General features: G+C 49.5%; 17 protein-coding genes. 14 read left to right on the top strand and 3 right to left on the bottom strand.

Annotated elements, in window-relative coordinates; genetic code table 11:
• Window positions 1-10: 10 nt before the first annotated feature.
• The 13 genes from H9I35_RS03320 (at window position 11) to H9I35_RS03260 (ending at window position 14,533) form a co-directional block, all read left to right on the top strand.
• Window positions 11-970, top strand: coding sequence for a D-2-hydroxyacid dehydrogenase (locus H9I35_RS03320; RefSeq protein WP_187420210.1), 960 nt, complete (start codon window positions 11-13; stop codon window positions 968-970).
• 65 nt (window positions 971-1,035) lie between these two features.
• On the top strand, window positions 1,036-1,947 hold the full coding sequence (gene dapA, locus H9I35_RS03315) for a 4-hydroxy-tetrahydrodipicolinate synthase (protein WP_187420209.1): 912 nt from the start codon (window positions 1,036-1,038) through the stop codon (window positions 1,945-1,947).
• 11 nt (window positions 1,948-1,958) lie between these two features.
• Window positions 1,959-3,059 (top strand): aspartate-semialdehyde dehydrogenase, encoded by a 1,101-nt coding sequence (asd, locus tag H9I35_RS03310; RefSeq protein WP_187420208.1) that lies wholly within the window; start codon window positions 1,959-1,961, stop codon window positions 3,057-3,059.
• Between the two features lie 385 nt (window positions 3,060-3,444).
• Entirely contained in the window at window positions 3,445-4,329 is an 885-nt protein-coding gene (garR, locus tag H9I35_RS03305; protein WP_187420207.1) for a 2-hydroxy-3-oxopropionate reductase, read from the top strand.
• A 36-nt stretch (window positions 4,330-4,365) separates the two neighbouring features.
• Entirely contained in the window at window positions 4,366-5,673 is a 1,308-nt protein-coding gene (locus tag H9I35_RS03300) for an enolase C-terminal domain-like protein (protein ID WP_252722705.1), read from the top strand.
• Window positions 5,674-5,694: 21 nt separating this feature from the next.
• Window positions 5,695-6,585 carry a dihydrodipicolinate synthase family protein gene (locus tag H9I35_RS03295; RefSeq protein WP_187420205.1) on the top strand — a complete coding sequence of 297 codons (891 nt, stop codon included), beginning with the start codon at window positions 5,695-5,697 and terminating at the stop codon, window positions 6,583-6,585.
• A 66-nt stretch (window positions 6,586-6,651) separates the two neighbouring features.
• Window positions 6,652-7,635, top strand: a complete 984-nt coding sequence (locus H9I35_RS03290; protein ID WP_187420204.1) for a tripartite tricarboxylate transporter substrate binding protein — start codon at window positions 6,652-6,654, stop codon at window positions 7,633-7,635.
• A gap of 62 nt (window positions 7,636-7,697) precedes the next feature.
• Window positions 7,698-8,213: a tripartite tricarboxylate transporter TctB family protein gene (locus H9I35_RS03285; protein WP_187420203.1), complete on the top strand. Its 516-nt coding sequence runs from the start codon at window positions 7,698-7,700 to the stop codon at window positions 8,211-8,213.
• A gap of 10 nt (window positions 8,214-8,223) precedes the next feature.
• The gene (locus tag H9I35_RS03280; protein WP_187420202.1) at window positions 8,224-9,720 is read left to right on the top strand and encodes a tripartite tricarboxylate transporter permease; all 1,497 of its coding nucleotides are present in this window, start codon (window positions 8,224-8,226) and stop codon (window positions 9,718-9,720) included.
• Window positions 9,721-9,759: 39 nt separating this feature from the next.
• Window positions 9,760-11,094 (top strand): enolase C-terminal domain-like protein, encoded by a 1,335-nt coding sequence (locus H9I35_RS03275; RefSeq protein ID WP_187420201.1) that lies wholly within the window; start codon window positions 9,760-9,762, stop codon window positions 11,092-11,094.
• A 57-nt stretch (window positions 11,095-11,151) separates the two neighbouring features.
• Window positions 11,152-11,937, top strand: a complete 786-nt coding sequence (locus H9I35_RS03270) for an IclR family transcriptional regulator (RefSeq protein WP_187420200.1) — start codon at window positions 11,152-11,154, stop codon at window positions 11,935-11,937.
• 55 nt (window positions 11,938-11,992) lie between these two features.
• Entirely contained in the window at window positions 11,993-13,915 is a 1,923-nt protein-coding gene (locus tag H9I35_RS03265; RefSeq protein WP_187420199.1) for a DNA topoisomerase IV subunit A, read from the top strand.
• A gap of 15 nt (window positions 13,916-13,930) precedes the next feature.
• A complete protein-coding gene (locus H9I35_RS03260) occupies window positions 13,931-14,533 on the top strand; it encodes an IMPACT family protein (protein ID WP_187420198.1) in 603 nt (200 codons plus the stop codon).
• 47 nt (window positions 14,534-14,580) lie between these two features.
• Here the strand turns inward: H9I35_RS03260 and H9I35_RS03255 are convergent, their stop codons facing one another.
• From H9I35_RS03255 to H9I35_RS03245, 3 genes are all read right to left on the bottom strand, one after another.
• Complete coding sequence (locus tag H9I35_RS03255; RefSeq protein WP_187420197.1) at window positions 14,581-15,351, bottom strand: histidine phosphatase family protein; 771 nt, start codon at window positions 15,349-15,351, stop codon at window positions 14,581-14,583.
• 3 nt (window positions 15,352-15,354) lie between these two features.
• The gene (locus H9I35_RS03250) at window positions 15,355-16,200 is read right to left on the bottom strand and encodes a pyridoxamine kinase (protein WP_187420196.1); all 846 of its coding nucleotides are present in this window, start codon (window positions 16,198-16,200) and stop codon (window positions 15,355-15,357) included.
• 627 nt (window positions 16,201-16,827) lie between these two features.
• Window positions 16,828-17,742, bottom strand: coding sequence for a P83/100 family protein (locus H9I35_RS03245; protein ID WP_187420195.1), 915 nt, complete (start codon window positions 17,740-17,742; stop codon window positions 16,828-16,830).
• Window positions 17,743-17,841: 99 nt separating this feature from the next.
• Between H9I35_RS03245 and argH the strand changes: the two genes are divergently transcribed.
• A complete protein-coding gene (gene argH, locus H9I35_RS03240; protein WP_187420194.1) occupies window positions 17,842-19,260 on the top strand; it encodes an argininosuccinate lyase in 1,419 nt (472 codons plus the stop codon).
• Window position 19,261 lies beyond the last annotated feature (1 nt).

The raw sequence follows: 19,261 nt of genomic DNA, 5'->3' as shown, positions 1-19,261 counted from the left end.
TGGGGTCGATATGAAAAAACTTGTATGTCTGTGGGATTTGACAGCCGAACAAAAGCACGCGCTTGAAGCTGCGTCGCACGATCGATATGAACTCGTGTACTGTGCGGCAAATGAAGCGACAAAGGAAATCATACAAAGTGCCGAAATCATCTTCGGAAACGCCGATCCGATTTTATTAAAAGATGCTTCGAATCTCAAATGGATGCAGCTCAATTCCGCAGGCGCCGATCCGTACATCGCTCCCGGCGTTTTTCCCGGAGACGCGAAACTTACTAATGCGACCGGCGCATACGGACAAGCCGTCGCGGAGCACATGTTCGCCGTCATGCTCATGTTTATGAAAAAGCTGCACCTGTATCGCGATGCGCAAAACAAATCCGCATGGACCGATATGGGAGATGTGACGACGCCTGAAGGCGCCTGCGTTTTGATAGCCGGAACGGGCGATATCGGAACGTATTTTGCCCGTCTCGTCAAAGGCGTCGGCGCTTACACGATCGGCATAAAACGAAAGGCCACGTCATCGCTTGATTTTTTCGATGAAGTCGCTGCGATCGACAAACTTGACGAAATGCTGGAGCGTGCCGATGTCGTAGCGTCCGTTTTGCCGTCGAATGCGTCGACCGAGGGAATGTGGAACGAAGCGCGATTTTCCCGTATGAAAAGGTCGGCATTTTTTTTGAATGCGGGACGAGGCAGCGCCGTAAACTCTGACGATCTCTATGCAGCGCTTACGGAAAAATTGATCGCCGGTGCGGCAATCGACGTGACCGTTCCCGAACCGCTTCCGGTCGATTCGAAGCTTTGGAAAGCGCCGAATTTGATTTTAACGCCGCATGTTGCAGGCGGCTATCATTTACCGGAAACTTTTCGGCGCATCTTTGCGATCGCGCTTGATAATTTGAAGCGCTTTGCAAACGGACAAGCGCTTGTCAATGAAGTCGATTTTACGACCGGCTGTCGAAAATAAAATGCATTGCTCAAAAAACATAAACGTGCGATAATGCGTTCATCATTCGAAAATGCGAGGCGATTATGATACGGTTACGCGGTGCATTTACGGCGATGATTACGCCGATGAAAGAAGACGGTTCGATCGATTATGACGGATACCGAAAACTGCTCCATTTTCAAATGGAAGAGGGTATCGACGGACTCGTGCCGCTCGGTACGACGGGTGAAACGCCGACGCTCGATGAAGACGAAGAGCAGCGTATCATCGATGTCGTAATGGAAGAAGTGCGTGCATTCGAAAAAGAGAGGGGTGTCAAAGTACCCGTCGTCCTCGGCGCGGGCAGCAACAATACGCGCGATGCCGTCCGTTATACGGAGCGCGCAAAAAAAGCGGGCGCGGATGCCGCACTCGTCGTAACTCCTTATTATAATAAACCTTCGTCCGAAGGCATATTTCGGCACTTTGAAGCGGTTTCTCGCGTAGGCATTCCTATCCTCGTGTACAATATTGCCGGACGCACCGGAAAAAATATCGATACGCCGACGCTTTCGCGCATCGCGGATTTGCCGAATATCGCGGGCGTCAAAGAAGCGAGCGGCAGCATTTCGCAGATGACGGACGTTATCTCGACGATTAAATCGAAGCATCCCGATTTTGCAGTGCTGAGCGGGGACGATGCGATGACGCTTCCGCTCATAGCATGCGGCGGCGACGGCGTCGTATCGGTCGTTTCGAATGCGGCCCCTGCTCCGGTTACGGAAATGGTAAAGGCGGCTCTTTCGGGTGATTATGATGCGGCGAGGAAAATCCATTATCGCCTGCTGCCGTTTTTCAAAGCGGCCTTTGTCGACGGAAATCCCACGTCGATAAAATATGCGATGCGTGTCAAAGGTTTGCCTTCGGGGAGCGTGCGTTTGCCGCTCGTCGACGTGAGCGATGAGGCGAAAAAAATTATCGAAGAAGCGCTTTCGGCGTGCGGATTGCGTAAATAGAGGAAATTGTTATGGAAAAGATACCGGTAGGCGTGCTCGGTGCGACGGGCATGGTCGGTCAGCGCTATATCGCGCTGCTTGAAAATCATCCGTGGTTTGAAGTGAGCTATGTTGCGGCAAGCCCGCGCTCCGCGGGTAAATCGTACGAAGAAGCGGTCGCAAACCGCTGGCTCATCGGTGCTGACATTCCTTCGGGCGTTGCAAAGCTTATCGTCGAGGATGCGAACGACGCGCCGCGCGCGCTCGGCAAATGCGCGTTCGTATTCAGTGCGCTTGAAATGAGCAAAGACGAAATCAAAGCGCTCGAAGCGCGCTATGCGGCGGAGGGCATTCCCGTAGTTTCAAACGCGAGTGCAAACCGTTGGACGAGCGATGTGCCCATGCTCGTGCCGGAAATCAACTGGGCGCACCTCGACGTAATCGCGTTTCAAAAACGGCACTACGGCTGGGACAAGGGCTTTATCGTCGTAAAGCCGAACTGTTCGCTGCAAACTTATATGATGCCGATCCACGCCCTCATCCGGGCGGGCTATCCGATTAAGCGTATGATCGTGACGACGCTGCAGGCGACCAGCGGGGCGGGGTACCCCGGCGTGCCGTCCTTCGATATGATCGATAACATCGTGCCGTTTATCGGGGGCGAAGAAGAAAAAACCGAGCGCGAATGCTTGAAGATACTCGGTTCGATCAAAGACGGCGAAATCGTCAATGCGGCAGGTCCTGCCGTATCGTCGACGTGTACGCGCGTTCCCGTCGTCGACGGACACACCGCCTGCGTAAACCTTGACTTCGATTTACCGCAGGAGAAAAAACCTTCGCTCGAAGAGATCGCGCGCGTATGGGAGAGCTATCGCTCGGTTCCGCAGGAATTGCGGCTGCCGTCCGCGCCCGTTCATCCGATCGTGCTTCGCTCCGAAGAAAACCGCCCGCAGCCGAGGCGTGACCGCGAAACCGAAGGAGGCATGGCCTGTGTTATCGGTCGTCTCCGTTCGTGTAACGTGTTCGACGTAAAATTCGTTTCGCTGAGCCACAATACGAAACGAGGTGCCGCGCTCGGCGGCATTTTGAATGCGGAACTCTTGAAAGCCAAGGGCTTTTTCGACGCGCTGTAAGGGCGCTTTTTAATGACGCGTACTGCAAAAAGATGCGGGACGCCGAAAATTTCGCTTTTCGTGCGGCTTCCGTGATAGTGGATGCTGTTGATTTTTATCTCATAGTTTTACCGTGTGTTTTTAAAAACGTGCGGTAATTTTTATTTTCTCATTTTACTACCCACAGTTTCATACTAAATCCTGAATTTGATCTATTTTTTTTCATGTTATATCGATATTATACATAAAAATCAATTTAATTTATAAAATATATATAAATATATTAAAAAAATATAAATTTACTTGACAAAAATACCGGTATACCTTATGATTTTGGAAGGTTAATATAAAAATATCCGTAATATGAGATTGTAGGAAAAGGGATTTTTATATTTCGGGGGTATATATGAAAATAGGATTTATCGGACTTGGTATTATGGGAAGGCCAATGAGCAAAAACCTCATCAAAGCGGGACACGAACTCGTCGTATGCGATTTCCATAAAGACGCGGTCGCCGAAGTTGTAGGCTGCGGGGCAAAGGCTGCGGAAAACGGAGCTGCCGTTGCGAAAGAATGCAACGTCATTATCACGATGGTGCCGAATTCTCCGCACGTGCGTGCGGCCGTTTTCGACAAGGGCGGCATCGCGGAAACGGTCAAAAAAGGCTCGATCCTCATCGATATGAGCTCTATCGATCCGGTTGAAAGCCGCAAAATCGGAGCAGACCTTGCAAAGCTCGGTGTCGATATGCTCGACGCGCCCGTTTCGGGAGGCGAACCGAAGGCGATAGACGGTACGCTGTCGGTTATGGTCGGCGGAAAAAAAGAACTGTTCGATACCTATTATGACGTGCTCAAAGCGATGGCGGGCTCGGTCGTATACGTCGGAGAACTCGGTGCGGGAAACGTCGCAAAGCTCGCAAATCAAATCGTCGTCGCCTGCAATATCGCCTCTCTCGCGGAAGCGCTGATGTTTTCACGCAAAGCCGGTGTCGACCCCGAACTCGTGTTCCAAGCGATAAAGGGCGGCCTTGCAGGGTCTACCGTTATGAATGCAAAAGCACCGATGATGCTCGCGCACGATTACAAGCCCGGCTTCAGAATCGAACTCCATATCAAAGATTTGACGAACGCGCTCAACGCGGCGCACGCGGTGACTTCTCCCGTTCCGCTTACCGCCGAAGTTATGGAAATGATGCAGGCGCTGAAAGCCGACGGTTTTGAAAAAGACGATCACAGTGCGCTTGCAAAATACTACGAAAAAATGACGAATGTGAAAATCGGAAAGTAGGATAGTCGGATGAGTGCAATTCCTGTAATAAAGCGGATGGATGTATATCCGGTAGCCGGCAAAGACAGCATGCTACTGAATTTGAGCGGGGCTCACGCCCCTTATTTCACGCGCAATATCGTCATTTTAACCGACAGTACGGGGAGAGTCGGATGCGGAGAAGTCCCCGGCGGTAAAAAAATTACTGTAGCACTTGAAGAATGCAAATCGCTTGTTGAAGGAAGTGGACTCGGCGATTATAAAAATACGCTGAAAAAAGTTTCGGATTATCTGAAAAGTAAAGGAGGAGAAGACGTACGCGGTTTGCAGACCTTCGACTTGCGTACGGGCGTTCACGTCGTTACGGCGATCGAAGCGCCGCTTCTCGATTTGCTCGGGCAGTTTCTCGAAGTTCCTTCCGCCCATTTGCTCGGCGACGGCATACAGCGTACAAAGGTTTTGACGCTCGGCTATCTCTTTTTTGTCGGAGACGCAAAAAAAACGGATCTGCCGTATACTTTTGAAGACGATTCTCCGTGCGAATGGTACAAACTCCGCCGTAACAAAGCCATGGACGCCGATACGCTCATAGCTCTTGCAAAAGCTGCACAAAATAAATACGGTTTTAAAGATTTTAAGCTGAAAGGCGGTGTTCTTTCCGGCCGTGAAGAAATCGAAATTATCAAATCGATGAAAAAAGCGTTTCCCGATGCGCGTATGACGCTCGACCCGAACGGAGCTTGGTCGCTTTCCGAAGCTATAGAATTATGCAAAGATATGCACGGTATTTTGACGTATTGCGAAGATCCGTGCGGTGCGGAACAGGGGTATTCGGGACGAGAAATCCTTTCCGAATTCCGCCGTGCAACAGGCATGCCGACTGCAACGAATATGATTGCGACGGACTGGAGAGAACTTTGTCATTCGATAGAGCTTCAGTCGGTAGACATACCGCTTGCGGATTGCCATTTTTGGACGATGCGCGGTGCGGTACGGGTCGGACAACTGTGCAGCGAGTTCGGTATGACGTGGGGGTCGCATTCGAATAATCATTTCGATATTTCGCTTGCGATGATCGCACATACGGCGGCTGCGGTGCCCGGAAATCTGAACGCGATCGATACGCACTGGATTTGGCAGGAAGGTATCGAGCGCCTTACGAAAAAACCGCTTTCCATAAAAGACGGATATATCGAACTGTCTGCAAAGCCCGGTTTGGGGATCGAGCCCGATATGGAGCGGATACGAAAAGCGCATGAACTCTATACCGAGCAATGTCTTGGCGGCCGGGACGACAGCGCAGGCATGCAGTATCTTATTCCGAATTGGAAATTCGATCCTAAAAAACCCTGTTTGGTCAGGTAACATACAGCGAGGAGTTGTGCGATGTTTAAACCTTACGGAATCATTCCGCCGGTTGTAACGCCGTTTACCGATGACGGAAAGTTTAATGAAAAAGCTTTCAGGAAAATTGTTAATCATTTGATTGAAAGCGGCGTACACGGTATTTTCCCTCTCGGCACAACCGGCGAATTCTATGCATTCGACAAAGATGAAATACGGTACATATTTGAAGCGACAAAAGACGAAGTGAGAGGCCGCGTTCCGATCTATGCGGGTGCAAGCCATATTACAACGAGAGGAGTGATAGAGCGAGTACATATTGCCCAAGATGTCGGTTTCGATGCCGTTTCCGTGCTTACTCCCATGTTCGTTTCTCAAACGCAAGATGAATTGTACGAATACTACAAAACGATTGCGGAAAATACGGATCTTCCGGTGATCATGTACAACAATAAACCGAAAACGAATGTAACGATAGAGCCTCGTACCGTCTCCCGTCTTGCCGAAATCGATAATATCATCGGCATTAAAGACAGTACCGGAGATTTTACGAATTCGGCGGAATACCTGCGGCTTACAAAGGACAATGACAAGTTCAGCGTTTTAATCGGACGCGATACACTTATCTATGCGGGTCTTTGTTCCGGGGCTGCCGGTTCCATCGCCTCCTGCGCAAACGTCGCGCCTCGTCTGGTCGCGGATATTTACGATAAATTTAAATCCGGCGATTTTAAGGGTGCCCTTGATGCTCAGTTTGCACTTAATCCGCTTCGCATTGCATGCAATATGGGAACCTTTCCGGAAGTTATTAAAGAGGGATTGGAACTTGAAGGATTCGATGCGGGAACGTGTTTGGCACCGATACGGCCTTTGAGCGGCGAGCAGCGGGAAACGCTTCGCGCGCTTCTAAAGGATATGGGGCTTATTAGGTAAGAGTTGAGTGAAAACGACGAGAATACTCATCGTTTTATATGAATTGTTTTTTAATAAGGAGTTGTTATGAAAAAATTAATTGTCGGATTTTCGGTTTTGGCAGCGGCAACTTTCTCCGTTTTTGCAAACGGAGAAAAAGATGCGGCCGGAATAGATTGGCCGAAAAAATCGATCAATCTCATTGTCCCGTTTGCCGCCGGCGGTAATTCGGATGTCAATGCGCGCACGCTTGCAAAGTATTTGACTCAGGAACTCCGGCAACCCGTCGTTGTGACGAATGTTGCAGGATCAGGAGGGACGATCGGTGCGGCACAGGCAAAGGATGCGGCTAATGACGGATACACCGTGCTCGTTCATCAAATATCCATGCACATGGCACAGGTTTCCGGCATGGTCAATTTCGGTTATCAGGATTTTGAACCGGTCTGCGTATTTTCCCGTGCATCGGATGAAGTGCTCCTCATCAATGCGAAGCAGCATCCCGATTGGCGCACATATCAGGATGTCGTGAATGCGACGAAAAAAGATCCCGGAAAATATCGCTTTACCGCAAATACCGGTGCTTCTACGCAATGGATAGGGATCGCGGTTCAAGCTGCAGGTGCCAAGTTTAACATCGTCAGCTCCGGCGGATCGGGAGAGAGGCTCCAGCTTATTCTCGGCAATCATGTCGATGTGACCGAATTGAATTACAGCCAAGTTATCGATTATGTAAAAAACGGTACGCTGAGAATAATAGCCAATGTAAGTACGGAACGTTCGGATATCCTTAAAGATGTGCCGACATTGAAAGAGCTCGGTGTAGACTGCGGCTACAGCTACGATAATACGTTTTTTATGCCTAAGGGCACGGATAAGGTGATCGTCGCCAAATTTGCCGCTGCGTGTGAAAAAATTATTAAGACGAATACGCAGTACAAAGCGGATTTGGAAAAATTATATCAAACACCGATGTACAAAGATCCTGCGGCGACGACAGCTCTTTATAAATCGCAATATGATGCGCTTATGGCGATCCGCGATCAAATCAGAGCGGGTATAAAAAAATAACAAGCTTCAAATGCGGCGGACGGTATCGTTTGCCGCATTGTCCGTATAAAGGAGATATGCTTATGGAACAAAAAATAAAAAAAGACTTAGGTATCGGATTATTTTTTTTCCTGCTGGCGATAGCGTATTTTGCCGGGACGTTTTCGATAGAGTCATATAATCCGTTCGGAGATGCGGGACTATCTTCGAAAATCGTGCCCCAAATTCTGGCCGTCATAATGGCTGTGTTGGGTTTGTCTACCGTTATACAATCCGCTTTCAAATTAAAAAAACGGAATGCGGACAAAAATTTCGCTGAAGCGTCCGGTACGTCGGTACGTATAAACCGGAATGTATTCGGTAAATTTGTTTTCGCGATCGCACTCCTTACCGTTTATATTTTTTTATTTGATAAACTCGGTTTTATCATTTCAACCGTTCTCTATCTTTCGGCAATGATTTTTTTATTGCTTCCGCGTAAAAATGCGAAAACCGGAATCTTTACGGTTCTCTTTTCGCTTGCCGTTTCTTTTCTCGTGTACACGGTTTTTAATAATCTGCTCGGTTTGATTTTGCCGAGGGGCATTTTCGGATATTGACGGGGATACTATGCTGTTTTCAAGTTTTATAAATCTGTTTACCCAACCGCTTACCGTCGGCTTGATAATTTTCGGAGTCGTATTCGGAATTATCTTTGGCGCCATTCCCGGTCTTACAACGGTTGCAGGTATTTCTATGATGCTTCCGATTACGTATGTTTTAACAAAAGAAACGGGTCTATCGATGCTTACTGCGATTTATATCGGCGGTACATCTGGAGGGCTGGTTTCGGCTATTTTGCTGAATATGCCGGGTACCCCCGCTTCGATTGCGACGACGTTCGACGGAAGGCCTCTTGCGTTGAAAGGTGAAGCGGGCAAAGCACTCGGTGTAGGCATATTCAGTTCATTTGTCGGAACGGTCTTCAGCATCGCGGCAATGGTTGTCATTTCAAAACCCCTTGCGGCGCTCACGATACGTTTCGGTCCCTGGGAATATTTCGGCGTGACACTTTTCGCGCTGACGCTTATTTCCAGCCTTGCCGGCAAGTCGATGGTAAAAGGTTTGCTAAGCGCATTGTTCGGTATGATGTTTGCAACCGTCGGGCTTGCACCGATCGATTCGGCAAAACGCTTTACATTCAACTCGCTCGATCTTACTTCGGGATTCGCCTTACTCCCGGTTCTGGTCGGCTTGTATGCGGTAAGCGAAGTTCTTGAAACGGCGGTTACGGAGCACAAAGACGTTTTGATGACCGACTATCGTCTGAAAGGTCTCGGTTTTACGTGGAGCGAAATAAAAGATCAAATCGGAAATTTCATCCGCTCGGCAGCTGTCGGGCTCGGGATCGGTATTCTTCCCGGAATCGGCGGTTCGACAAGCAATCTCATCGCATATTCGGTTGCGAAAAATTCATCGAAGCATCCCGAAAAATTCGGTACGGGGATTGTAGACGGTGTTATAGCAAGCGAAACTTCAAACAATGCGAGCATCGGAGGAGCCATGATTCCTCTGCTTACGCTCGGTATCCCGGGTGACGGCGTTACGGCGATTCTGCTCGGAGGATTTATGCTGCACGGCCTTACCCCGGGTCCGCTTCTTTTCCAAACGAGCGCGCAGACCGTCTATACGATTTATGCGGCTATGATTTTATCGTCGGTTTTTATGGCTGTTATTATGTTTACATGCCTGCGCGGTTTCGTAAAAATATTAGAAATCCCGTCATATATTTTATTGCCGGTTATTATTGTCTTGTGCTGTATCGGATCGTACGCGCTCAATTATCGGGTATTTGATATATTCAGCCTTTTGCTGTTCGGCGTTATCGGATATGTGATGAAAGTCGTCGGTGTGCCGTTGCCGCCGTTCATACTGGGCTTTATCCTTGCAAAAGATTTTGAAACAAATCTCAGACGCGGGTTGCAGTATTCGAACGGAGATGCTTTTGAAATATTTAAGCATCCTATCGCAATCATATTTATCGCACTTGCATTTTTTTCAATCGTCCGCTCGATTATTAAAGGAATACATTCGATGCGAAGTGCCGGAAATTCCGCAAAAAGCTGAACGCGGTCGATTTGTTTATTATTAATATTCGGAGGATATATGACGAATGCCGATACGCCGATTGTAACACAGGTGCAGGTTTATCCCGTTGCAGGTTATGATAGTATGCTGCTTTCACTGAGCGGAGCACATGCACCGTTTTTTACGCGCAATATCGTTATCTTAAAAGATAATGCCGGTCATACGGGCATCGGAGAAGTTCACGGCGGAGAAGCGATTACGAAATCGCTGGAAGAGGCTATTCCTTTTGTCGTCGGACAGCCGGTGTGCAAATATAAAACGATTGTCGCGAAACTGAAAACCGGTCACAATGAAAGAACAAAAAACAGCGACGGCATACAAAATCTGGATTTAACGAAATTGAAAGACGTCGTTCATGCGGAATCCGCAATTGAAGCCGCCTTCCTTGATTTATGGGGACAGTTTCTCGGTCTTCCCGTATGCGAACTTTTGGGCGACGGCAAGCAACGGGATGACGTTACGGTTCTCGGCTATTTGTTTTATCAGGCGGACGGAAAAAAATACGACGAGCGTTATATCACAGAAGATGCATCGGACAATATTTGGTTTCGCACGCGTCGAAAGCCCGCCATGGATACGGCAGGTATCGTAGCTCAGGCTCATGCCGCAAAAGAATATTACGGATTTAAGGATTTTAAACTCAAGGGCGGCGTGTTTTCCGGAGAAAAAGAGATGGAAGCGGTTGCTGCGCTTGGGAAAGAATTTCCGGATGCGCGCATCAACATAGATCCGAACGGCGCGTGGAAACTTGCCGATGCCGTTCGTCTGTGCAAGGACAGCTGTCTCTCATACGCTGAAGATCCGTGCGGTACCGAAGGCGGCTATTCGGGGCGCGAAACGATGGCGGAATTTAAAATGCGGACGGGGATTCCTACAGCGACGAATATGATCGCAACCGATTGGAGACAGTTTTATCATGCTGTTGTAGAAAAATCGATCGACATAGTGCTCGCCGATCCGCATTTTTGGACGATGAGCGATTCGGTGCGCATCGGCCAAGTGCTTGATAACTGGGGCTTGACATGGGGCTGTCACTCGAATAATCATTTCGATATATCGCTTGCGATTTTCGCGCAAACAGCCGCCGCTTGTCCTTCGGTGACGGCGATGGATACCCATTGGATTTGGCAGGACGGACAGCACCTTACCCGTTCTCCGTATAAAATCACCGAAGGCAGGATTCACATTCCGGACACACCGGGCTTCGGTCTTGAAATCGATATGGACGCGATTCTTAAAGCAAATGCGCTTTATAAAAAACTTCCGTACGGGGATCGCAGAGATGATATCGGTATGCAGCATCTTATTTCCGGATGGAAATTCGATTCTAAAAAACCGTGTATGGTACGGTAATGAAAATTATATACCGATATTTCATTTTATCTGCAATATCGGTATACTCCACGTAATATGACCGGCGATAAAGAAGAAAAATATAATGTAAAAATAGTTTCTCGAAGCCTCGCGATCTTCGACATGGCGGCCGAACGGGAAGATTCGTTTACGGTGCAGGATGTCATGAAAGCGTTGCAGGTAAATGTCAATATGGCCTACCGTCTGCTTTCGACGATGACAGCTGCGGGATATTTGATAAAAAACGAAGCGACGGGGACGTATACGGTTTCACTTAAAGTGTTAAAGTTGTTTAACCGCGCGCTTTCTTCGATCGATATACGGAAGTTCGCGCTTCCGTATATGGAAATGCTCGCTCATCGTTTTCCCGAAGCGAATATCAATCTCGGAGTTCTTTATGACGGCGAAGTAGTGCAGACCGACAGGATCGACGGGCAGGTTGTACTCAAAACGTATTTTACACCGGGGAAAAAAGTTCCGTTCCATGCTTCCGCTTTGGGCAAAGTACTCGTTTCCGAATTGTATCCCGAAGAGCTTGAAAGGATTATCGACAAAAACGGCGGGTTGAAAGAATTCACCGTTCGCACGATTACCGACTATGCGCTCTTGCAGCGTGAACTGAGGAAAGTACGGGAACAGGGATATGCGATCGACCGCGAAGAGCTTATCTTAAACGATAACTGCAATGCCGCTCCGATCCGCGATTCAAGCGGAAAAATCGTTGCAGCGGTGAGCATGAGCGCATTCGAAAATTATATTGCAAAAGAGCAGATGGATGCGAATGTCTATATGATTTGTGAAACCGCCCGTCAGATTTCTTCGTGTTTGGGATATATGGTATAATTCGCCGTATCGCGCTGCAAGACAGAAATCCTCATTTGCTGTATACTGAAACGGTATGGCATACGTAAAAAATCTTTTCGACAGCAATTTTATTCAATACGCGAGCTACGTTATTCGAGACCGTGCTATCCCCGAACTCGTCGATGGATTGAAGCCGGTACAGCGGAGGATCCTCCACACGCTCCTCGAAGCGGACGACGGCAAATTCCACAAAGTCGCAAACGTCGTCGGGCAGTGCATGAAATATCACCCGCACGGAGACGCATCCATTTATTCGGCGCTCGTCGTTCTTGCCAATAAAGATTTACTCGTTGACCGGCAGGGAAACTTCGGAAACCTCTACACCGGAGACTCGGCGTCCGCGGCGCGTTATATCGAATGCCGTCTGCGTCCCATTGCGCGCGATATCCTCTACAATCCGAAGATTACCGATTACGTTCCGAGCTACGACGGGCGCAATAAAGAGCCCGTTATGTTCCGCGCAAAGCTGCCTCTCGTGCTGATTTTGGGCGCGGAGGGAATCGCCGTCGGCATGAGTACGAAAATCCTTCCTCACAATATCCGCGAAGTCATCGAAGCCGAAAAAAAATGTCTGCGCGGCGAAAAGTTTACGCTCTATCCCGACTTTCAAACGGGCGGTCTCATCGACGTGTCGGACTATCAGGACGGCTTGGGCAAAATCGTTACGAGAGCGAAGATGGATTTAAGCGATGAAAAAAAGATTACGATCACCGAACTGCCCTTCGGTTCGACGACCGAGTCGCTTATGGATTCGATCGAAAAAGCCGCTAAAAACAATAAAGTGCGCATCGCGTCGATCAACGATTACACGGCCGAAACCGTCAATATCGAAATAAAGCTTCCGCGCGGCGTGTATGCTTCCGATATCGTCGATGCGCTCTATGCGTACACAGAATGCGAACAGACGATATACTGCAATCTGCTCGTTATACGCGACAATATGCCGGTACAGATTACCGTAACCGACGTTATTAAATTTCATGCAAAGCAGCTCGTCGGCGTGCTGAAAGACGAACTCACCGTCGAGCGTGCCGAACAATTCGAAAAGCTGCATTTGCGGACGCTCGAGCGCATCTTTATCGAAGAGCGCATCTATAAAAATATCGAACAGATGAAAACGCAGGAGGCAGTCGTCGACGCGGTAAAAAAAGGTTTCGTACCGTTTAAAAAAGAGCTCCTGCGCCCCATAACCGATGAAGATGTCGATCACTTGCTGAAGATTCCTATCCGCCGCATTTCGCTTTACGACATCAACAAAAACCGTCAGGAAGTGGAAGCTGCGAAAAACCGTATCAAAGAAATCGATAAGCTTTTAAAGCATCTCGCAGCTTATGCGATAAGCTGGCTCGACGGTTTGCTTGCAAAGCTTGACGCGGAAAGGACGCAGCGTCTCACGACGATAGCCGATATCGAAAAAGTAGACGTCAAAGAAATCGTCAAACGCGACATCCCGCTCAAATACGACGGCACGTCGGGTTATCTCGGAACGGGCGTTTCAGGCGGCATCGAAGCGCTTAAAATTACTCCGTACGACAGGGTGCTCTTTGTCCGGCGGAGCGGCATATTCAGCGTAACCGATTCTCCTCAAAAAGTTTTCGTCGGGCCGGGTATGTTTTGGTGCGGGCTTGCGGACAAAGAAAGTCTTTCGAAAGTGCTCTTTACGATCATTTACCGCGACCCCGAAACGAAATACGTTTTTGTTAAACGATGCCGCGTCGAAGGCTATATCATGAACCGCGATTATTTTTTTGCACCCGACGGCAAAGAAGTGCTCCACGTCGATACGCGGAAAAATTTTACGTTTACCCTGCATTATGCGAAAAAAGCGCGGATCAAAAAACTCGATGAAAGTTTCAAAGCGTCCGCTTTCCCTGAAAAGGGCTTGAAAGCTCAAGGGACGCGCGCAGCTTCGAAAGAAGTCGAATCTGTCGACGTCGAGCCTCCGAAAGAAGCCTGAGCGGAGAAAAGTTTTTTGGATGCGCTTACAGGCTATGCGGTTTCTGAAACGCTCGTAAAGCATTCGCGCTTTATTGCCGAACTTTTGCCCTGTACGTCGCAGAGCGATGCGCGCGAATTATTAAAATCTCAAAAAGCGAAATACTCCGACGCCTCTCACGTCGTCCACGCTTTCGTCGTGGGCCCTTCGGCACAGATACGCGGCATGAGCGACGACGGCGAGCCTTCGGGAACGGCCGCCCGTCCGGTACTCGATGTGTTGTGCGGGAAAAACTGTACGAATGCGCTTTTGACCGTTACGCGTTATTTCGGCGGAACACTCCTCGGTACGGGCGGTCTTGTTAAAGCGTACACGGATGCGGCAAAGGCCGTTATCGAAGAAGCCGAGAGGCTTGGTGCCTTTTCGGAGCTTATCGAAAAAACGTGCTTTTCGTTTACCGCTTCGTATGCCGCCTATGAAAAGCTTCGGCACATTATGAAAGAGTTCCGTCTTTTTGATATTGCAGAACGCTTCGAATCGGCGGTAAGCGTAAGCGGAGAAATCGAAAGCGGCGAATTGCAAAAATTTTCCGACGCGCTGCGCGATGCGAGCGGCGGCGCGGTTTTGCTGCGCCGGTGAATAAACGTTCGCGCAGCGTATGAGCGCTCTGCAATTGTAAAATTTTATTAATCGTAAAATACGTCGGTAAAGTATCCTGCGGCCGAAGGCGCTTCGTTTCCGTCGTGCAGGTGATTCGTGTCGCCGAAAGTCTGTACGCGGAAAAATGCGGTGCCGGGAACGCGCTCTTCGGATGCGAGTGCGGTCACCGACGTCGGCGCGACGTAAAAACCCTGCCACAACTGCACGGGCGATATTTTTACGAGATGGCCGATGATCGCGAACATGACGCCCAAGTGACAAAAAAAGACGAGCGTTCGGTCGTCGTAGGATCGTTTAACGGGCGCAATTGAATCGTTGAATACGCCTTTTTGGCAATGCGTGCCGTCCGTTCGGTAGATGCCGCCTTCACGCACGAAGCCGTAGCGCGCGAGGATGCCGTCAAAGCCGCCGCACACTTCTTCGAAGCGCTGTGCGATATTGCCCGATTCCATAACGGGAGTATGCATCCACTTGTCGGCGTCGAGGAGCGCTTTGTTTGCGGGGTCGGTATAAAAAGAGGGGAGCCAGTCCCATGCGATTTTGTTTTTACCCGTTTCGGGATCCCGCACTTTATAATGAAATTCCTGCAGCCAATCGCAGGTTTCGGCTTTGCGTCCGGTGTCCTGCATCGCGATTCGGGCTGTTTCCTGTGCGCGTCCCAAGGGCGAGGCGAAAAAATCGGTAACCTGCCATTTTGAAACGCGGTTTGCAAGCAGGGCTGCTTCGCGCTTTCCCTTTTCGGTCAATATGTCCAAATCGTAATTCGGGTCGCCGTGCCGGATAAATAATAAACGCAATCGTTATGCTCCGAGCCGCTTTACGAGGTAAGGAATGGCGCTTTCAAAATCGACGCCGTACCAGTTGTAGTCTTTGTGCGAAACGGTCGCTTTAATCGATTCGACGACGAAGTCCGCCGCAAGCGCATAGGATTGTTCGAGCGAAAGACCGCGCATGAGAGCGCCGACGCAGACGCTTGCGAAGATATCGCCGGTGCCGTGAAAACTTGTCGCGCATTTTTCGTGAAAGTAACTCGTATAAGCGCCGCTCTCCGAATCGTAGGACATGATGCCGATCTTGCCGGGTTCGGAAGCGAACTCGACGCCTTTCAAAACGATGCGTTTTGAGCCGAGGGCTGCGAGTTTTTTGAGTATGTCTTTGATGTACGCTTCATCGTATGAGCCCGCCGCTTTGTACGGAATGCCGAGCATAAACGACGCTTCGGTCATATTCGGCGCGATGACGTCGGCGAGACCTGCGAGCTTTGCCATCGCGAATGCGAACTCCTGCGTAAAGCCCGGATAGAGTTTTCCGTTGTCGGCCATGCACGGATCGACGAAGACGAGCACGTCTTTTCCGCCGAAGTCGGCGAACATCTTTTTCATCAAATCGAGCTGTTCGAAAGAGCCGAGGTAGCCGGTGTAAATCGCGTCGAATGAAATTTTTTCTTTTTTCCAGTGATCGCATATCGGCGTGATGTCTTCCGTGAGATCGCGGAAAGTAAAACCTTTAAATGCGGTATGCGTCGAAAGCACTGCTGTCGGAAGGATGGCGGCTTCGACTCCCATCGCGGAAACGACGGGAAGCGCTACGGTGAGCGAGCACTTTCCGACGCATGAAATATCCTGTACGGTGATGATTCTTTTCATAGTATTTTCCTTTTGAAAAACGATTGCGCGGCGAAAGTATTCCATTCGCCGTCGCTTGTGATTTTGTTCTATATGATGGTAGTGATATTGCATTTTGCTGTCAACGGAGCGAGCAAATCCGAGCAGTGCGCGACTTGCAACGAGCGCGAAGCGCGAAGTTCCCCGCGCAGGAATTATGCGCGTCTCCTATCACACGGAGCAACTCAAGCGTTACACCGTGTGTCCTCATAAGGAATTGCAGTCGGCTTTCATATCTTTTATTGCATCTGAAAGGATATGAAAGCCTCCGCACGGATAAAAGAAAAACGAGTCAGGCGTTTTTCACCGCCCGACTTAAAAGAGCAAATCCGAGCAGTATTCGTTCGCGGTTTTCCAAAAACTTCAGTTTTTGGAAAGTTTCTTTGATTTACTATGCGATGTTTAAAATTAAGTTACTGCAATATAAAGACTTAATTTTAAACTCGTAGGCTGTCGAAAAAGTAACCGGCTTTTGAGACAGCCCGCTCACTACCGCATTTTTGTTTTACAAAAATGCGCAACTGTTTTGCAAAATTGCGACACGGCATCCGTGCCGCGCATGTAACGCGCACGAAATGTACAGTATTCGTTTACGATACACGAGCGATATTAATTTCTTGCCATATCGATGATGACCCGCACGAGCAGCACGATGATTAAAAGCGCGGCAAGGCACAGCGCTCCGAAGAGGATTTTATAGTTCGCCGGAACGGTTTTAAATTGCAGCGCTTCTTTTCGGAGCGTGTTCCGCATCGTACCTGCGGCGTTTTTATCGGCATCGTTTTGCGCCGCGCCTTTGCCTGCGTCCTCTTTTTTATTTTGCGCCGTATTTTTTTCGACATCGCTGTTTTTTTGTGCGTCTTTGTTTTTCGAATCGATTTTTGCGCTTTGTTTTGTGCCGTCTTTTGCCGCCGTCTGTGTATCCTTTATTTTTTCAAAGGGGATGACGATGCGCGCGTGTCCCGCCCAGTTTTTGTACGAATCGGCAAGACCGATGACTGCCGTTTCATCGGAAAACGATTCGAGTATGCGCGCGTTGAAATGCTTCGTAAAATAATTCCGATCGTCGTAATGATTCGTATTCCACCAGCATACTTTTTGCGCTAAGGTATCCGCTTCGTTTAGAGGTAAATCGTAGGCCGCTTCAATGTAGCCGGAAAGGATAAAGGCAAGCGCTTTGATCGTACCGACTTTTGCGTTCGGCGCGATATAGATGATGTCGGCTCCCGGAAGCGAGTCCGACGAAGGTACGCGGTGCGCGCGGTATTTTTTCGAAGGGGCGCCCGATGCGTAATGTTCACCGCTTTTATGCTGCGCGTCCTGCCGTTTAATACTACCGCCGAGCCTGCGGCCCATATCGCGTATCTGCTTTGCGCTATTGAATTCATTTTTCGGCACGGGGGACGTATCTTCAATATAGTCCGGACGCGTTGCCGTATCGAGGAGCGCCGTATCGATTTGTACGGCAAAAAGAGAGCCGGCCGAAATCAGCACCGAAACGATGACGGATAATTTTTTTAACATAACGCACTCCCGTAAAAGAATATTCTTTGGTACGCTTACCCTCCGGTAAGTATACAAATCATTGTAAAAAAAAACAATGTATTGTATACTCTTGAAATTATGGATACACACGGTACGATCACCGGAGACAATCACGCCGCTCTGTGGCACGGCCGTTTTTCCGAAGGGCCGGACGCCGCTGCAGTCGCGTTTGAAACTTCAATTTACGCGGATCGGCGCATGGCCTCGGACGATATTTTCGGGAGTAAAGCGCACGCGGAAATGCTCGCGCGTACGGGCATCATTTCGCGCCGGGAAGCCGATGCGATTATTGCCGCGCTCGACTCGATCGATACCGACATGACATCGGGTAAACTTTCCGTGGACGCTTCCGCCGAAGACATTCACTCATTTATAGAAGCCGCGCTCACCGACAGGATCGGAGAAGCGGGCAAAAAAGTGCATACGGGCAGAAGCCGAAACGATCAAATCGCACTCGACGAAAGGCTCTATCTCAGACGGACGATCCCCGAACTGCAAAAAAGTGTCGTACATCTCATTGAAACGCTTGCCTGCCTCGCCGAGCGCCACACGCAATCGATTATGCCGGGTTTTACGCACATGCAGCATGCTCAGCCGGTGACGCTCGCTCATCATCTGTGCGCGTGGGCGTGGAGTTTTACGCGCGATTGGGAACGGCTTTCCGATGCGCTTAAGCGTATTTCGCTTTCTCCCATAGGCGCCGGAGCGCTCGCCGGAACGACGCTTCCGCTCGACAGAAAACTCGAAGCGGAACTGATGGGCTTTGACGGCGTGACGCCCAATTCGCTCGACACCGTTTCCGACCGCGACTACTGCATCGAATTCGCATCGTGCTTTGCACTTTTGCAGATGCATCTTTCGCGCGCGGCCGAAGAGGTCGTGCTGTGGTCTACGTCTGAATTTTCGTTTATCGAATTGAGCGAAAAATGGTCGACCGGCAGTTCGATCATGCCGCAGAAAAAAAATCCCGACTTTGCCGAACTCATCCGCGGACGGACGGGCAGGGTATACGGCGATCTCGTAGCTCTTTTGACGATGATGAAAGCCCTGCCGCTTGCGTATAACCGCGATATGCAGGAAGATAAAGAAAGCCTTTTCGATGCGTTCGATACGGTGTGCATGTGCGTGTCGGTTTTTGCGGATATGATCGCTTCCGCGTCGTGGAATACGCAGCGTATGGAGAGCTCCTGCGAAGAGGGCTATCTCAATGCGACCGATGTCGCCGACTACCTCGTGCGCAAAGGCATTCCGTTCCGCACGGCGCACGGCATTGCGGCAAAGGCGGTGCGCATCGCCATCGAAAAAAAATGCAGGCTCGAAGAACTTTCGCTTGAAGATTTTAAAGCCTGTTCGGATCTCATCGAAGACGATATTTATTCGCTCATCGATTCAAAGTCCTGCGTCGCCTCTCGAAAAACCGAGGGCGGACCTGCCGCCGAGCGCGTTGCGGAGCAGATACGGGCGCTGAAGACTTTCGCAAAAGAAAGACGGTTTTGAC

Origin of the sequence: Treponema sp. Marseille-Q4132 (assembly GCF_014334835.1) — a bacterium.
Classification (GTDB): domain Bacteria; phylum Spirochaetota; class Spirochaetia; order Treponematales; family Treponemataceae; genus Treponema_D; species Treponema_D paredis.
This window is presented reverse-complemented; position numbering and strand designations above follow the sequence as displayed.

What these genes read in the sequence shown, in the direction of transcription:
- garR (WP_187420207.1), top strand. Translation starts at nt 3,445, where the DNA reads ATGAAAATAGGATTTATCGGACTTGGTATTATGGGAAGGCCAATGAGC.
- H9I35_RS03285 (WP_187420203.1), top strand. Translation starts at nt 7,698, where the DNA reads ATGGAACAAAAAATAAAAAAAGACTTAGGTATCGGATTATTTTTTTTC.
- H9I35_RS03245 (WP_187420195.1), bottom strand. Translation starts at nt 17,742, where the DNA reads ATGTTAAAAAAATTATCCGTCATCGTTTCGGTGCTGATTTCGGCCGGC.
- argH (WP_187420194.1), top strand. Translation starts at nt 17,842, where the DNA reads ATGGATACACACGGTACGATCACCGGAGACAATCACGCCGCTCTGTGG.
- H9I35_RS03270 (WP_187420200.1), top strand. Translation starts at nt 11,152, where the DNA reads ATGACCGGCGATAAAGAAGAAAAATATAATGTAAAAATAGTTTCTCGA.
- H9I35_RS03280 (WP_187420202.1), top strand. Translation starts at nt 8,224, where the DNA reads ATGCTGTTTTCAAGTTTTATAAATCTGTTTACCCAACCGCTTACCGTC.
- asd (WP_187420208.1), top strand. Translation starts at nt 1,959, where the DNA reads ATGGAAAAGATACCGGTAGGCGTGCTCGGTGCGACGGGCATGGTCGGT.
- H9I35_RS03320 (WP_187420210.1), top strand. Translation starts at nt 11, where the DNA reads ATGAAAAAACTTGTATGTCTGTGGGATTTGACAGCCGAACAAAAGCAC.
- H9I35_RS03250 (WP_187420196.1), bottom strand. Translation starts at nt 16,200, where the DNA reads ATGAAAAGAATCATCACCGTACAGGATATTTCATGCGTCGGAAAGTGC.
- H9I35_RS03265 (WP_187420199.1), top strand. Translation starts at nt 11,993, where the DNA reads ATGGCATACGTAAAAAATCTTTTCGACAGCAATTTTATTCAATACGCG.
- H9I35_RS03300 (WP_252722705.1), top strand. Translation starts at nt 4,366, where the DNA reads ATGGATGTATATCCGGTAGCCGGCAAAGACAGCATGCTACTGAATTTG.
- H9I35_RS03295 (WP_187420205.1), top strand. Translation starts at nt 5,695, where the DNA reads ATGTTTAAACCTTACGGAATCATTCCGCCGGTTGTAACGCCGTTTACC.
- H9I35_RS03290 (WP_187420204.1), top strand. Translation starts at nt 6,652, where the DNA reads ATGAAAAAATTAATTGTCGGATTTTCGGTTTTGGCAGCGGCAACTTTC.
- dapA (WP_187420209.1), top strand. Translation starts at nt 1,036, where the DNA reads ATGATACGGTTACGCGGTGCATTTACGGCGATGATTACGCCGATGAAA.
- H9I35_RS03275 (WP_187420201.1), top strand. Translation starts at nt 9,760, where the DNA reads ATGACGAATGCCGATACGCCGATTGTAACACAGGTGCAGGTTTATCCC.